Source organism: Chryseobacterium sp. S90, assembly GCF_047444895.1.
In the GTDB taxonomy this organism is placed as follows: Bacteria; Bacteroidota; Bacteroidia; order Flavobacteriales; family Weeksellaceae; genus Chryseobacterium.
In genome coordinates this window covers 14,741-29,426 of record NZ_JBLGCX010000001.1, presented here as the reverse complement: position 1 = coordinate 29,426, position 14,686 = coordinate 14,741, and the positions used below count along the sequence as shown (strand labels likewise).

At 36.7% G+C, this 14,686-nt stretch carries 10 protein-coding genes; 5 read left to right on the top strand and 5 right to left on the bottom strand.

Annotated features, from left to right (window positions below):
- Positions 1 to 95: 95 nt before the first annotated feature.
- The 4 genes from ACLMCG_RS00155 to recQ form a co-directional block, all read right to left on the bottom strand.
- Positions 96 to 482, bottom strand: coding sequence for a cupin domain-containing protein (locus ACLMCG_RS00155; RefSeq protein WP_413958336.1), 387 nt, complete (start codon positions 480 to 482; stop codon positions 96 to 98).
- 46 nt (positions 483 to 528) lie between these two features.
- Positions 529 to 687: a hypothetical protein gene (locus tag ACLMCG_RS00150; protein ID WP_413958335.1), complete on the bottom strand. Its 159-nt coding sequence runs from the start codon at positions 685 to 687 to the stop codon at positions 529 to 531.
- Between the two features lie 236 nt (positions 688 to 923).
- Positions 924 to 2,003, bottom strand: a complete 1,080-nt coding sequence (locus ACLMCG_RS00145; protein WP_413958334.1) for a glycosyltransferase — start codon at positions 2,001 to 2,003, stop codon at positions 924 to 926.
- Between the two features lie 209 nt (positions 2,004 to 2,212).
- On the bottom strand, positions 2,213 to 4,417 hold the full coding sequence (recQ, locus tag ACLMCG_RS00140) for a DNA helicase RecQ (protein ID WP_223600877.1): 2,205 nt from the start codon (positions 4,415 to 4,417) through the stop codon (positions 2,213 to 2,215).
- Positions 4,418 to 4,575: 158 nt separating this feature from the next.
- Between recQ and ACLMCG_RS00135 the strand changes: the two genes are divergently transcribed.
- From ACLMCG_RS00135 to ACLMCG_RS00115, 5 genes are all read left to right on the top strand, one after another.
- On the top strand, positions 4,576 to 5,535 hold the full coding sequence (locus tag ACLMCG_RS00135) for a KpsF/GutQ family sugar-phosphate isomerase (RefSeq protein WP_413958333.1): 960 nt from the start codon (positions 4,576 to 4,578) through the stop codon (positions 5,533 to 5,535).
- Positions 5,536 to 5,669: 134 nt separating this feature from the next.
- Positions 5,670 to 6,497: a twin-arginine translocase subunit TatC gene (tatC, locus tag ACLMCG_RS00130; RefSeq protein ID WP_223600879.1), complete on the top strand. Its 828-nt coding sequence runs from the start codon at positions 5,670 to 5,672 to the stop codon at positions 6,495 to 6,497.
- Between the two features lie 228 nt (positions 6,498 to 6,725).
- Complete coding sequence (locus ACLMCG_RS00125; RefSeq protein ID WP_413958332.1) at positions 6,726 to 9,686, top strand: reprolysin-like metallopeptidase; 2,961 nt, start codon at positions 6,726 to 6,728, stop codon at positions 9,684 to 9,686.
- Positions 9,687 to 9,822: 136 nt separating this feature from the next.
- Complete coding sequence (locus ACLMCG_RS00120; protein WP_413958331.1) at positions 9,823 to 11,454, top strand: M1 family metallopeptidase; 1,632 nt, start codon at positions 9,823 to 9,825, stop codon at positions 11,452 to 11,454.
- A 135-nt stretch (positions 11,455 to 11,589) separates the two neighbouring features.
- Complete coding sequence (locus ACLMCG_RS00115) at positions 11,590 to 13,446, top strand: PDZ domain-containing protein (RefSeq protein WP_413958330.1); 1,857 nt, start codon at positions 11,590 to 11,592, stop codon at positions 13,444 to 13,446.
- Between the two features lie 61 nt (positions 13,447 to 13,507).
- Here ACLMCG_RS00115 and ACLMCG_RS00110 read toward each other — a convergent pair whose 3' ends face one another.
- Positions 13,508 to 14,683 carry a sensor histidine kinase gene (locus tag ACLMCG_RS00110; protein WP_223600883.1) on the bottom strand — a complete coding sequence of 392 codons (1,176 nt, stop codon included), beginning with the start codon at positions 14,681 to 14,683 and terminating at the stop codon, positions 13,508 to 13,510.
- Between the last annotated feature and the right edge of the window lie 3 nt (positions 14,684 to 14,686).

Genomic DNA, 14,686 nt, shown 5'->3' with positions numbered 1-14,686 from the left:
AATTCTCACAAATTTACATATAAATTACCAAGCACCAAAGTGAGTTTTATCAATTTTAAAAATGATAATTATATGCTTTAGTTTTATGAAAAATGTTATTTTATGAATTTTATATTTTCTTCATTTCCTTCTTTGAGATAAATTGCTGTAAAGATCAGCGGTTTTTCTGCTGATGCATTATCAAAATGAAGAATTGTAGTATTTTTAGGCTCATAGAAAGCATCTCCTTCACGAAGAAGAACACTTTCCTGTCCTTCAATCTGAAAAACAGCCTCACCAGACTTTATGATTCCTACTACAGGACATGGATGCACATGTTTGGGAGCTGCCAGTCCTGCGACCATTGTTATTTCCTGAATTTCCGCCGATTTAACACTCTGATCAATAGCTGTTTTCAACAACTCTTTTCTGGAGATAGTCTTCTGCTGAGCAATTATTGCAACAGAATTCAGCATCAAAATAATAATTATAAATGGTTTCATTGATTTGGCTTTAATTTTAAGGCTTATTTTTATTAAGCATGAAACATTATAGAGTCAATTTTCCTTGTCCAAATGTACCCGTACTTTCAAAAAATGAACCTCCATATACATACCACTCAAGGCTTTCCAGATATTCTACTGCATTTTCAGGAGTTATCTGTGAACGATCTTTTTTTGAAACAATTCCTTTTGGAAAAACTTTCATATTCTACAAAATAATGAATCCATATTCTCTGACACAATTTGCATTGCTGAATAGAAACTTCTCCATATCTTCCGTTAGTATGATCTATACCTAATTCTGAACTTCTGAATTCAGTATAATTAAAGTCAGGTTTTTCACAAGCGCATCCTATTTTCGGGATTTTATTCATTACAATCTATTTTATCACCCCAAATCTAAGAAAATAAAACCCCATAAGACAAATAAGTGCAGTCCTGCTACTTCATTAGATCCAGTAATAGCTTTTCGTATTTATCCAAGATAATATTCTTTGAAAACCTTGATTTAATAGAGTTTCTTATAGCATCTCTATTGTAATTATTCTGCAGTACTTTTACAATCTGCTGGGCAAAACCATCATAATTTTCAATATTGGCAACTTCACCGTTTACATTATGCTGAATAATCTCATTGATTCCTCCGGGACAGTTGTTGGCAAGCGAATAAGTTCCACAGGCACCCGCTTCCAGGAGAACATTCGGGAATCCTTCGTATCTTGAAGATAGTACAAATAAATCTGCATATTTCAAGTATTGGTAGGGATTATCCTGTCTGCCATGAAAAATCACTTTTTTTAATCCTAAAAGTTCTTTGGTCTGATGTAAGATATCTTTATCTTTTCCATCACCCAGAATATGAAGCATAATGTTTTCATTCTTCAGTCTGGAAAAAACCTTCAGCAGGTTATCAAACCCTTTTCTGGATGATAAATTGCCAATAGCCACTACATTTTTATAATTGTATTTGAAACATTCCGGTTTTAAAGACAGGGCCATTTTATCTTCAATAAAATCAAAGTCTACAGGATTATTGATCTTGACAATTTTTTTCTTTTTAATATTAAAATTATCAACAAGATCTTTCATCATATCATCACTCTGCGCAATGATTTTCTGATAGTTATTGTAAAAATTATAGAAAAATTTAATCTCTTTACGGGTTACATGCTGAGTTACCACATTGGTTTCCCGGGCAATGAATTTTGTTCTTGGAAAAAGCTTTATGAATAATGATAAATAGGCATTTACTTCACCAAAACCAGAGAACACAATATCAGGTTTTCTTCTGTAGATTTCTCCTAAAATAGGTTTTAAAGAATGTCTTATTCTTTCAGTATTGATATCGATAATTTCGACATCTTTTTTCAGAAAATTCAAATATCCGCCTTGTTTACGTAACAGCAAAATCTTGGGTTCAAACCGATCTCTGGAAAGATGGTTCGCTATAGTAGTAACAATCCTTTCTGCTCCCCCGGTTTCCAAGTCCGGCAGAATAAATATGACAGATATCTTTTTCATCAGATCAAAGTTACTAAAAAGTTTGGTTATATTTCAAGAATTGAGAGGATGAAAATTGCTGTTTTGATGCTTATTAACAGAAATTAACTAAGCTTTAAAAGCTGATTGTATATTACAGTTTACTACTGACTTTGTTCGATATAAAAATAAAGCAAGCTCTTCTACTGAAAAGCCTGCTTTATTTAATTTATAATCAAAAAATATTTTTTTTAATTCGCTACGTCACTGATGAATTTAATTCTCAGCATTCTCACTTCTTCATCGGACAATTCATCCCCGAATTCATCCAGCAACACCTTCATGCTGTCACTTTCAGACTCGTTCATGAACTCCATAAATCCGTCTACAATGTCTTCATCAAAATTATCTTCAATATAGTAGTCAATATTCAGCTTTGTACCCTGATAAACAATTCTTTCCATTTCTTTCAGAAGTTCATCCATAGAAAGGTTTTTAGCTCTTGCAATATCTTCAAGGTCAATCTTTTTATCAGTACTCTGGATAATGAAAACCTTGTGGCTTGATTTATTGGCCACCTGCTTCAATACCATATCCTGAGTACGTTCTATATTATTGTCTTCTACATATGTTTTAATGTAATCAGCGAATTCTTTACCATACTTTTTAGCTTTTCCTTCGCCTACTCCATAGATTTTGGTAATTTCATCTACTGTAATCGGATACTGAACGGTCATATCCTCCAGACTTGGATCCATAAACACGGTATATGGCGGAATTCCATGTTTTTTGGCAACTTTTTTTCTAAGTTCCTTCAACAGATTAAAAAGATTCTGATCCATACCTCCGCCGGCCTGCTGTTGTACCTGATCGCTCTCAGCTTTTGCCTGGGTAAGATCAAATTCTCTGTCTTCGGCAATTAAAAATACGTCTTTAGAAGTACCATTCAGGAATGTTTTTCCTTTTTCTGTAATCTTTAAAACCCCGTAAGTTTCAATATCTTTTTGTAAAAAATTCTGAACGGTTGCCTGTCTCAGGATTGTTTTCCAGTAATTATCTTTTTCTTCTTTTCCAAAGCCAAAATGAGAACTTTGCTCAAGCTTGTAGGATTTTGTCACTGCATTTTCTTTCCCTACAATAACGGAAATCAGATCTTTGGATTTGAATTTTTCTCCTGTATCACTGATTAGTTTCAATGACTTTTTTAAGTCTGCAGTGGCATCTTTTACTTTTGGCGGATTGGATGAGTTATCACACATATTGGCCCCGTCTCCTTTTACAGGATCAAAACTTTCTCCAAAATAATATAAGATATATTGTCTTCTGCTCATTGAAGTTTCAGCGTAGCCTACCACTTCATTTAAAAGCTGCAATCCGATTTCTCTTTCTGAAACTGGTTTTTGAGCCAGGAATTTTTCCAGTTTTTCAATATCTTTTGGGTCGTAGAATGCCAGACAATGTCCTTCGCCTCCGTCTCTTCCTGCTCTTCCGGTTTCCTGATAGTAACTTTCCAATGATTTTGGGAAGTCGTAGTGGATCACAAAACGTACATCCGGTTTATCAATTCCCATCCCAAAGGCAATAGTTGCAACAATCACATCCACTTCTTCCATCAGGAATTTATCCTGATTTGCAACTCTCACTTTCTGGTCAAGCCCCGCATGGTAAGGAAGTGCATTGATTCCGTTTACCTGCAGGAGCTGGGCAAATTCTTCAACTTTTCTCCGGCTCAGGCAGTATACAATTCCTGATTTTCCTTTATGCTGATTGATAAACTTAACGATTTCCTTATCTATATTGATTTTAGGACATACCTCATAATATAGATTAGGACGGTTGAAACTTTCTTTGAACACCAAAGCATTAGTCATTCCTAAAGTTTTCTGGATATCATCCTGAACCTTAGGAGTTGCAGTAGCCGTTAAAGCAATCACCGGTACATTGGCGATTCTGTCTATAATCTGTTTCAGGTTCCTGTATTCCGGTCTGAAATCATGTCCCCACTCTGAAATACAGTGGGCCTCGTCGATAGCAAAGAAAGAAATTTTCACATCTTTCAAAAAATCCAGGTAATCATCTTTTATTAATGATTCAGGAGCTACATACAGAAGTTTGGTTTTTCCGCTTTTGATATCGTCAAAAACCTGCTTGGTCTGCGTTTTGTTTAATGAGGAATTCAATACATGTGCTACCCCATCATCAGATGAAAGGCCGTTCACTGCATCTACCTGATTCTTCATCAACGCTATCAAGGGCGAAACGACGATTGCCGTACCTTCCGAAATAAGTGCCGGAAGCTGATAACATAATGATTTTCCACCACCTGTAGGCATTAAAACAAATATATCCTTCCCATTCAATAGGTTGTCTATAATTTGTTCCTGCTGGCCCTTAAATGTAGAAAACCCAAAATACTTTTTCAATTCGCCTGATAAATTGGCTTTTTTTGCGCTCATCTAATTTTCTATTGCTAAATTTGCATCACACCCAAAGTTATAAAAATTCTGCTTAAAATAAAAGCGAACGAATTTATAAAAAATAAAATTTATATTAAATATTCTTTTTAAAATATAACGTTTTTAAAGAACTTTTTTGTATACCTTATCATCATAAAATGGATAGAACCAACATTATATCAATTGCAAAAACCACTTTAGAAATAGAGATTTCTGAACTCGAAAAATTAAAAAACAGAATTGATGACCAATTTGCACAGGCAGTAGAGATCATCAACTCGGCAAAAGGAAAGCTTATTGTAGTAGGAATTGGGAAATCAGCCCATGTAGGAAATAAAATTGTAGCTACCTTAAACTCAACGGGAACCCCTTCACAGTTCCTGCATGCTTCAGAGGCTATCCATGGAGATCTGGGAGTGATTCAGAAACAGGATGTTGTTTTATGTATCTCAAATTCCGGAAATTCACCTGAAATTGCGAACCTGGTTCCTTATTTAAAAGATTATTCTTCCGCTTTGATCGGAATGACGGGAAATAAAAAGAGTAAACTGGCTGAGTTTTCTGAAGTTATTTTAGATACTCATGTTGACGTTGAAGCCTGTCCGAATAAACTGGCTCCTACCAGCTCTACCACAATCCAGATGGCTTTGGGAGATGCTTTGGCTGTTGCTTTAATGGAGTTGAATGATTTCAAGGCTAATGATTTTGCCAAATTCCATCCCGGAGGAAGCTTAGGAAAAAACCTGACTTCTAAGGTAGAGCAGTTTCTTTCTTCTCAAAAACCCCAGGTTACAGAAGATTCATCAATAAGAGATGTCATTATCTCAATCAGTGCATCAAGCCACGGAATCACAGTTGTAACTAACTCGGATCAGATCATTGGTGTCATCACAGACGGAGATTTGAGAAGGATGCTGATGAAAGAAGAAGATATCAGTAAGGTATTGGCTAAAGATATTATGTCTGCCCATCCAAGAACTATTGAGAAAGATGCGTTGGCCAAAGAAGCCATGAAAACGCTGAAAGAAAACAATATCGGACAGCTTATTGTAACGGAAAACGGAAAGTATTTCGGGATTATAGATCTGCATAAACTGCTGGATGAAGGGATTAATTAGAAAATAAAATCCGAAATTTAAAGATTAATAAGTGAAAGATGATTTGCAGATCAAGAGTAAAATTTAACTAATAATCTGCAGGCGCTTACTTCTGTCATTTTTTTTATAAATTTGCGCTTTAAAAATTGTATTCTGTGAGTGATGGTAAAGACATGTCCTTTCTTGGGCATATAGGAGAATTAAGAGGGCATCTGATCCGTTCGATTATTGCTATCATAATTGCGGCTTTTGTGGTTGGTTTCAATATCAACTGGATTATGGACCATGTTTTTTTTGGGCCTACCAGAAATGATTTCCCAACCTTCAGAATTGTAAATCATTTTTCAAGAATGATTCTTGGAGAAGACAGTATTCACCTTCCCAAAGACTTCCCTGTTCGTGTACAGCGATTGTATCAGCAGTTCAATGTAATGATGGCAGTTTCTATTTTTGGAGGAATGGTAGCAGCATTTCCTTATATTGTATGGGAATTGTGGCGTTTTATTGGCCCTGCTCTACACCCGAGAGAAAGAAAGAATTCTATTTATATTATTAATGCGGTATGGATTCTTTTCATGACCGGAGTGATGTGTGGTTATTTTTTAATTCTTCCGTTTGCGGTTAATTTTGGGGTGATCTTCAAGATTTCAGATATTATTGTTCCGCTTTATGACTTAAGTGATTATACCACTTTATTTTTACAGGTAGTTTTAGGAATGGGCGTTATTTTCCTTTTTCCGATTCTGATCTATTTCCTTACCAGCATCGGAATTCTTACGCCAATGTTTATGAAAACTTACCGTCGCCACGCTATTGTTTTGATTATGGTAGTTGCTGCAATCATTACCCCGGCAGATGTTTTAAGTATGCTGATGGCCGCATTCCCACTGCTTATTCTATATGAATTCAGTATCATGATGTGTACATTCACTTATAAAAAAGTACAAAAAAGCAACGGAAATCTTCCAGCAGTACAGAAATAACCGGTATTTTTTACTAGTAAAAGCTTAAGCGCTACTGTTCACCCGAATGGTAGCGCTTATTTTATATAAAAATATTAACCTTAATTATATTTATTCTTAATTTAATTTAAAACAATGATAGAATTAAACTAATAATATAAAGTTGGGAACAATTAACTCCGTATTAGTAATATTTTTTTTAATAAAATACACTATCTTTAAAAAATTCAACTACAATCAATAAAAAATATGAAAAAGAAAATTATTTTTGTGTGTGCACTGGCTTTAAGTTTAGGCGGTTTACAGGCACAACGCTGGGAGCCGGTCTCGGAGAAAATCACACCGGTAAGAAAAGAAGTTAAAGTAGAATATGCCTACAAGTTTGATCTTTCTGCATTGAGAGAACAGCTGAAAAATGCTCCTGAAGCAGGAAAGGGAGGAAATCCTGTTACTGTTTCTATTCCAACAGCAGATGGAAGAATTGAAAGATTTTCAGTGTACAGCTCGCCTGTAGTAGAAAAATCTATGGCAGAAAGATATGAATTGGGAGCCTATTCCGGTATCGGACTGGATAATCCTCATAAACAAATCCGGTTCAGTACTGCACCCAATGATTTTCAATCTATGACATTCGACTCTGATACCGGGAAATACGAATTTATAGAGCCTATCAATAAAGAAAAGGATGTATTTGGTGTCTTTTTTAAATCCAACAAATCTCATGAAGATCCTTTTGAATGCAGAACTTCTGAGCCTGAGAAGGCAAAGAAAGACATGAATAAACTTCTGAAGTCAAAAAATGTCTTAAACGGACTCGGTAATGTTAATAAAAGTAATGAACAAAAATACAGAACCTATAGAATTGCAATCTCTGTAAACGGTGAATACACTCAACTTGCCGGAGGTGTTCCTGGAGCCGCAGCCCGTATTAATGCTACAATGAACCGTGTAAATGGTGTTTTTGAAAAAGATTTTGGAATCCATATGATTGTACAGGATCTTCCACAGCTTATATTTACAAATCCTGCAACAGACCCTTACTCTACTGTAATTACTAATTCAAACGGAACCTATAGTGCTCCCGGTGCATGGAATCTGCAGCTTCAGCAAACACTTTCCAATACTGCTGGTGTAGGTAACAATGCCTATGACATAGGACATTTCTTTGGCCACAGAGGTGGCGGCGGAAGTGCCGGAGATGTAGGAAATGTCTGCAGAAATCCTGCAAGCAATAATGATGCGACTTCTAAAGGTGCAGGAATTACTTCACCTTCTACTCCGGATCAGCCTTTCGGAGATAATTATGATATAGATTTTGTAGCTCATGAAATCGGTCACCAGTTCGGTGCTGCACACACAATGTCTATTGCCTTGCACGGTGCCCATATGGAACCAGGATCTGGATCCACTATTATGGGATACGCCGGTATTACCAATTATAATGTTCAGATGCATTCTGATGCTTATTTTCATACCAAAAACATTGAAGAAGTAGGAGCTTATGTGAATGCTCAGGATTGTGGTACTATTACAGCAGTAGCCAACACACCTCCTTCTATACAGCCATTGGTTAATAAAATGATTCCTAAAGGAACGGCTTTTGTACTGACAGCTTCTGCTGCAGATGCGCAAAATGATCCAATGACTTACACATGGGAACAGTATGATCTGGCTACTTCTACTTTTGGACCAGTAAGTGCAACCAGAAATAATGGTGCAAACTTTAGGTCTCTAATGCCTACAAACTCCCCTACCCGTTATTTCCCTAAATTGGCAAATGTTCTTAATGGCACTCTTACCAGTGCTGTAGATTGGGAAACAGTATCCAACATACCAAGAACTATGAATTTCAAGGTAACGGTGAGAGATAATAACCCGGACGCTGCACAACAACAGACCCAAAGCAGTCTGATGAAAGTGGATATTGGAAATGAAGGACCTTTCAAAGTAACTTCAACTACGGTTTACAATAATACTCCGGGAGCTGTTACCTGGGATGTGGTAAACACTAATAATGCGCCGTATAATGTACAGAACGTTAAATTAGACTATACTACAGATAATGGAACTACATGGACTGTAATTAATGCTTCCACCCCTAATGACGGAGCTGAGCCGTTTTCGTTCTCTTCTTTAGCAACGGGTGCCAGTGTAAAGATAAGAGTAAGCGCCGTTGATAATGTATTCTACGCAGTTGGAAATGCCACAGTTTCCGCATCTGCAAGTGCCTGTACAACGTCTGCCCCGGCAGGTATTACGGTAACAGGTATTACAAGAACCTCAGCATCTGTAAACTGGACAGCTTTAGTAGGAGCAACATATTCTGTAATGTACAGAAAAGTAGGAACGGCAACATGGACTACTGTTCCTGTTTCAACAAACTCTTATAACATTTCAGGTCTTACAGAATCTACTCAATATGAAGTACAGATAGCCAATGTGTGCGGATCTTCTGTAGGTTCTTATTCTGCATCAACGAATTTCACAACGGCTTCATTTGCTAAATGTTCTATAACCGGCACAAATGCAGCTGACGAGTATATTTCCAATGTGACGGTAACTCCTTCGGGAATGAACCCTGTCTCAAATAGCAGTGCTAACACACCATACACAGACTATACTACGGATCCTACAAAACTGATCACCCTTATGGCAGGATCTTCAGGTAACAATGTAAGTATCACTAAAGCATGGACAGGGTCACAATATAATGATGGGGTAACAGCATGGATAGACTTCAACAAAGACGGAGTATTCTCTTCATCTGAAGTAATCTATACCAGCGCACCTAGTATAGCAACTCCTGTTTCAGGAACATTCTCAGTACCTGCAGATGCATACACCGGAGGAAATGTGATAATGAGAGTTGTATTGGGATATGAAAGCCAGCCAAACAGCGGATGCAGCAACCAGCAATATGGTGAAGTAGAGGATTATCCGGTACTGATCCAGCAGCAGCTTTCTACCAGTGAGACCGTAAAAGATAAGAGCTCAATTCAGATCTACCCTAATCCGGCCAGTGATGTATTAAATGTAACCCAGATTTCATCTAAAGCTCAGTTTATCATTACCAATATGGCAGGTCAGAAAGTGATGAACGGTCAGATAAATGATAATAAAATCCAGGTTTCAAAATTAAGCACTGGAGCTTATATTATTTCAATTGAAGATAAAGGAACCACAACAAACCTTAAATTCATCAAAAAATAAAAATCTAATAAATTTTTACAGCCCGGCATTGACCGGGCTTTTTTATGCCTTGCCAAAATCTATATTTTATTGCATTTCCGGTATGTGCTATTGATTTAATTTTATACTTTTGAAAATATTATTAATAAAAGTTTAAATGAAAAAGTTGTCATATACCCTGTTATTTGCCTCAGGACTTGTTTTCGGACAGTTCTTTGAAAAGGGTAAGGTTTTCACCAAACAGGATACTTTAAAGGGCTCCAATACTGAATTCAGGAATTTTTGGGATGTCAAAAAATATGATCTTTCCGTAGAACCTGATTTTGAGCAGAAAAGCATTAAGGGAAATAATATAATCAGCTTTGAGATAATTAAAGATGTTACGAACCCTGTTTTCCAGATCGACCTTCAACAGCCGATGAAAGCTGATAAAGTGGAAGGAAGCTTTCCTATTGCCAATTATAAGCAGGACGGAGACTTCATTTTCATTACTACGAATAAAAAATTCAAAAAAGGCGAAAAATATACCATCAATGTTACGTATTCCGGAAAACCTACCATTGCTAAAAACGCCCCATGGGATGGCGGATGGGTTTTCACTAAGGATGAAAAAGGAAATCCATGGATGACTGCTGCTGATGAGGGAATAGGAGCTTCCATATGGCTTCCTACCAAAGATATCTGGAGCGATGAACCTGATAACGGAGTTATTATGAAAATTGTAACTCCTAATGATCTGGTGGGCGTAGGGAATGGCAGACTGACTGATAAAAAAACAACCGGCAGTAAAACCACTTATACCTGGGAGGTTAAAAATCCAATCAACGCCTACTCCATTATCCCGAGTATAGGAAAATATGTAAATTTTAAAGATGTATTTGAGGGTGAAAAAGGAAAGCTGGACCTTGATTATTGGGTTATTGACTATAATCTGGATAAGGCAAAAAAACAGTTTCAACAGGTAAAACCTATGCTCTCCGCGTTTGAATACTGGTTTGGTCCGTATCCGTTTTATGAAGATTCATACAAACTTGTAGAGTCTCCTCACCTTGGTATGGAACATCAGAGTAATGTAGCCTATGGAAACAAATATCAGAACGGCTATCTGGGAAGAGATCTTTCAGGGACAGGCGTTGGATTAAAATGGGATTTCATTATTATTCATGAAAGCGGCCATGAATGGTTCGCCAATAATATTACAGCAAAAGACCAGGCTGATATGTGGATTCATGAAAGTTTCACCAACTATTCCGAGACTCTTTTTACGGAAAAATATATGGACAAAAAATCTGCTGAAATCTATGTTCAGGGGATCAGGAAAGGGATAGACAATGACGTTCCTATTATCGGCCAATATGGAGTAAGAAATGAAGGCAGCGGAGATATGTATCCGAAGGGCGCCAACATGATTCATACGATAAGACAGGTAATTAACAATGATGAAAAGTTCAGACAGATTTTAAGAGGTTTGAATAAAGATTTTTATCATCAGACGGTTACCACCCAGCAGATTGAAAATTATATTTCATCAAAATCCGGCATTGATTTCTCAACTGTTTTTGATCAATACCTGAGAACAATAAAAATACCAACTCTTGAGTACACTCAAAATGGTGATACTTTAAAGTTCCGTTATACAGATGTGGTAAAAAACCTGAAATTACCTATCATCATCAATGAAGATCAGACTATAAATCCTACGGAAGAATGGCAAACCGTAAAGCTTAAAAAGAATAGCCCGGTTGAATTCAACCCCAACTATTATATCAATTATTACAATAATAAATAAAGGAAAAAGGCAAATTTGTACACCAGCAGATTTGCCTTTTTCACTTTTTACATGAAAAACTTTAAGAAAAGTTTAATACTTCTTCCGTAACAAAATGACAAAAAGAGCAACTATTTAATTATTAATGTAAACCTAATGAGAAAAACAGTACTTAGTCTCGGTATTTTTGCTTCTTTTTTAGCAAATGCTCAGTCTATAAAAACAACCATTGATCTTGTCAATGTAAAAGATGATAAAGTAGCCGTTACCATGGAATTTCCGAAAATGAAATCCGGGGATGTTAAATTTCATTTCCCAAAAACGGTTCCGGGTACTTATTCTGTAGACGACTATGGAAGATTCATCGAAGGGATCAAATTTTACGATAATAAAGGAAAAGAACTTACTTTCACTAAAGTAAATGATAATACCTATTCATTGAAAAATGCGCAGGGTCTTTCCAAAATCTCTTATCTTGTGAATGACAGTTTTGATGACGAATTAGATACATCAAAGCATAAAGCGGTATTTTCTCCGTCAGGAACAGATATTGAAGCGGGTAAGGTATATATGATCAATACTCACGGATTTATCGGGTATATTGATAATATGCAGGATGTTCCTTATCAGCTGATCGTTCAGAAGCCAACGGATTTCTACGGAACAACAGCATTGGTAGACCAGGACAAATCTGATGCTACAGATACCTATACCCTTGCGAACTATGCTAAGGTAACAGATTCTCCGCTTATGTATACAAAACCGGATTATATTACCTTTAATGCAGGAGGAATGGATCTGGTACTGGGAGTATATTCTCCAACAGGAAAGTACAAAGCTGCCGATTTCAAAGAAAATCTGGAAAAAATGGTGGTTGCCCAAAAGAAATTCCTGGGTGATATGAATACCAATAAAAAGTATGCAATCATGCTTTATCTTTCAGGAGGTGACGGACCTAGTGTGAAAGGTTTCGGAGCACTGGAACATCACGAATCTACAAGTGTGGTTCTCCCGGAAGCAATGCCGAAAGATGCTATTGACAATACCATTACAGATGTGGTTTCCCACGAGTTTTTCCATACTGTAAACCCTCTTAAGACCCATTCTGAAGAGATTCACTATTTCGATTATGCAGACCCGAAAATGTCTCAGCACCTGTGGATGTATGAAGGGGGAACAGAGTATTTTGCAAACCTGTTTCAGATTCAGGAAGGTTTGATTAATAAAGATCAGTTCCTTCAAAGAATTGGTGAGAAGATTGCCAACTCCAAGAGTTATGATGATACAATGCCATTTACGGTAATGAGTAAAAATGTACTAGTTGAGCCTTACAAAGATCAATACAGAAATGTGTATGAAAAAGGAGCTCTTCTGGCAATGTGTCTTGATATTGAGCTTAGAAAACTTTCTAACGGAGAGATGGGATATCGTGACATGATCAGAAAACTGTCTCAAAGATTTGGAGAAAACAAACCTTTCAAAGATGATAAACTGATTGACGAACTGGTAACGGTAACCGGATATCCTCAGGTAAAAGATTTCTACAATAAATATATTGCAGGAAACCAGCCGACTCCTTATGCAGAATATCTGAAAATGGTAGGCGTAGACATCCAAAAGCAGGAAAGCCATCCTCTTTTCTGGTTTATCAAAGACCCGAACCAGACTGGTTTTGATGAAAAGACCAATGCTTTTGCTTTTGATGAAAACTCTGCACTTTCTCCTTTTGCAAAAAGTATAGGATTTAAAATCACTGACCAGGTACTTGCATTGGATGGAAAAACGGTAGATATCAAAAAAGTGCAGGACTTTATAGGTTATACCAGAACCATCAAAGACGGACAGGACGTAACGGTAACGATTTTAAGGGATAATGCCGGTAAGAAAGAAAAAATGACACTGAAAGGAAAGGCTATTCTGGATAAAATGACTATGGAAACTCCTACATTCAAGGCGAATCCGACTCCGGAAGAACTGAAACTACAGACACAGTGGCTCACTGGTAAAAAATAATAAGAAAAGCGGGGAAATTTCCCCGCTTTTTTTCTTCAAGTTCTTTATTCTTAATTTACAGTTAAAGAGTTTCCTCCTTTCTGATTGTTATCCTAAAAGTACTTCCCTTTCCTATTTCGGTCTGGGAAATTTTGATATCCCCGTTATGGTATTCATGAATTACCCTTCTTGCTAATGACAATCCTAATCCCCAGCCTCTTTTTTTAGTAGAATATCCGGGATTAAAAGCATTTCTTGCCTGCTGTTTTGTCATTCCGCTTCCATTGTCTTTTACTTCAACCAGAATATTTTTATTTCTTTCAAAAATTGACATTGTAATAGCTCCTTCCCCTTTCATAGCATCCACCGCATTTTTTACGAGATTTTCAATTACCCAGCTCATCAGAATCTTATTGTGAGGAACCAATACGGTGTAGGTAGGAAGATTCAATGTAAAATTGATTTTTTTCGAGATTCTGGTTTTCAGATAATCATAATTCTCCTGGATTGTTTCATTGAAATTCCTGTCATTCAGTTCAGGAACAGAACCAATTTTTGAGAATCGTTCTGAGATCGTTCTCAGTCTTTCAATATCTTTTTCTATCTCATGTACTCCTTCCGATTCAGGATTATCAAGCTTCATAATCTCCATCCACCCAATCATGGAAGATAGAGGGGTTCCGATCTGATGAGCAGTTTCCTTAGCCAGACCTGCCCAGAGATAACCCTCATCCGTCTTTTTGATCGTCCTGAAAAACCAGAATGAAAAACCGAAATACAACAGAATAAACAGTCCTAAAATATAAGGCGAATACCGAAGATTATTAAGCATACGCGAGTTGTCGTAGTATACAAACTGGTTATTTCCATCCGGTACTTTGATCTCAATAGGATCATAATTCTTCTCCATATTCCGGATCAGGTCCTGAAGTTTCTCAGGATTCTTTATGGTGGCTTCAGGAATATTTCTGTAATATCCGAGATCGAGAATAGGATTTTTGTACTTATCGGTTACAATAAACGGAATAGTATTGTTGATATTAAGGATATCCGGCAGCAGATCCAGAACATCCGTATCCGGAGTCTTTACTTCCTGCTGTATTCTTATCGCTTTAGAAAGAAGACTGATCCTTTTGATCTCCTCTTTTCTGAGAAAATTAATGAGTGATGTTGAAGCCACTACAATAGCAATCACCAAAGTAGTCATGACAACAAAAATGATCCAGTTATTCAGTCTGGTAAGTATGGATTTTCTCAAAGT

What these genes read in the sequence shown, in the direction of transcription:
- ACLMCG_RS00155 (WP_413958336.1), bottom strand. Translation starts at nt 482, where the DNA reads ATGAAACCATTTATAATTATTATTTTGATGCTGAATTCTGTTGCAATA.
- ACLMCG_RS00150 (WP_413958335.1), bottom strand. Translation starts at nt 687, where the DNA reads ATGAAAGTTTTTCCAAAAGGAATTGTTTCAAAAAAAGATCGTTCACAG.
- ACLMCG_RS00145 (WP_413958334.1), bottom strand. Translation starts at nt 2,003, where the DNA reads ATGAAAAAGATATCTGTCATATTTATTCTGCCGGACTTGGAAACCGGG.
- recQ (WP_223600877.1), bottom strand. Translation starts at nt 4,417, where the DNA reads ATGAGCGCAAAAAAAGCCAATTTATCAGGCGAATTGAAAAAGTATTTT.
- ACLMCG_RS00135 (WP_413958333.1), top strand. Translation starts at nt 4,576, where the DNA reads ATGGATAGAACCAACATTATATCAATTGCAAAAACCACTTTAGAAATA.
- ACLMCG_RS00125 (WP_413958332.1), top strand. Translation starts at nt 6,726, where the DNA reads ATGAAAAAGAAAATTATTTTTGTGTGTGCACTGGCTTTAAGTTTAGGC.
- ACLMCG_RS00120 (WP_413958331.1), top strand. Translation starts at nt 9,823, where the DNA reads ATGAAAAAGTTGTCATATACCCTGTTATTTGCCTCAGGACTTGTTTTC.
- ACLMCG_RS00115 (WP_413958330.1), top strand. Translation starts at nt 11,590, where the DNA reads ATGAGAAAAACAGTACTTAGTCTCGGTATTTTTGCTTCTTTTTTAGCA.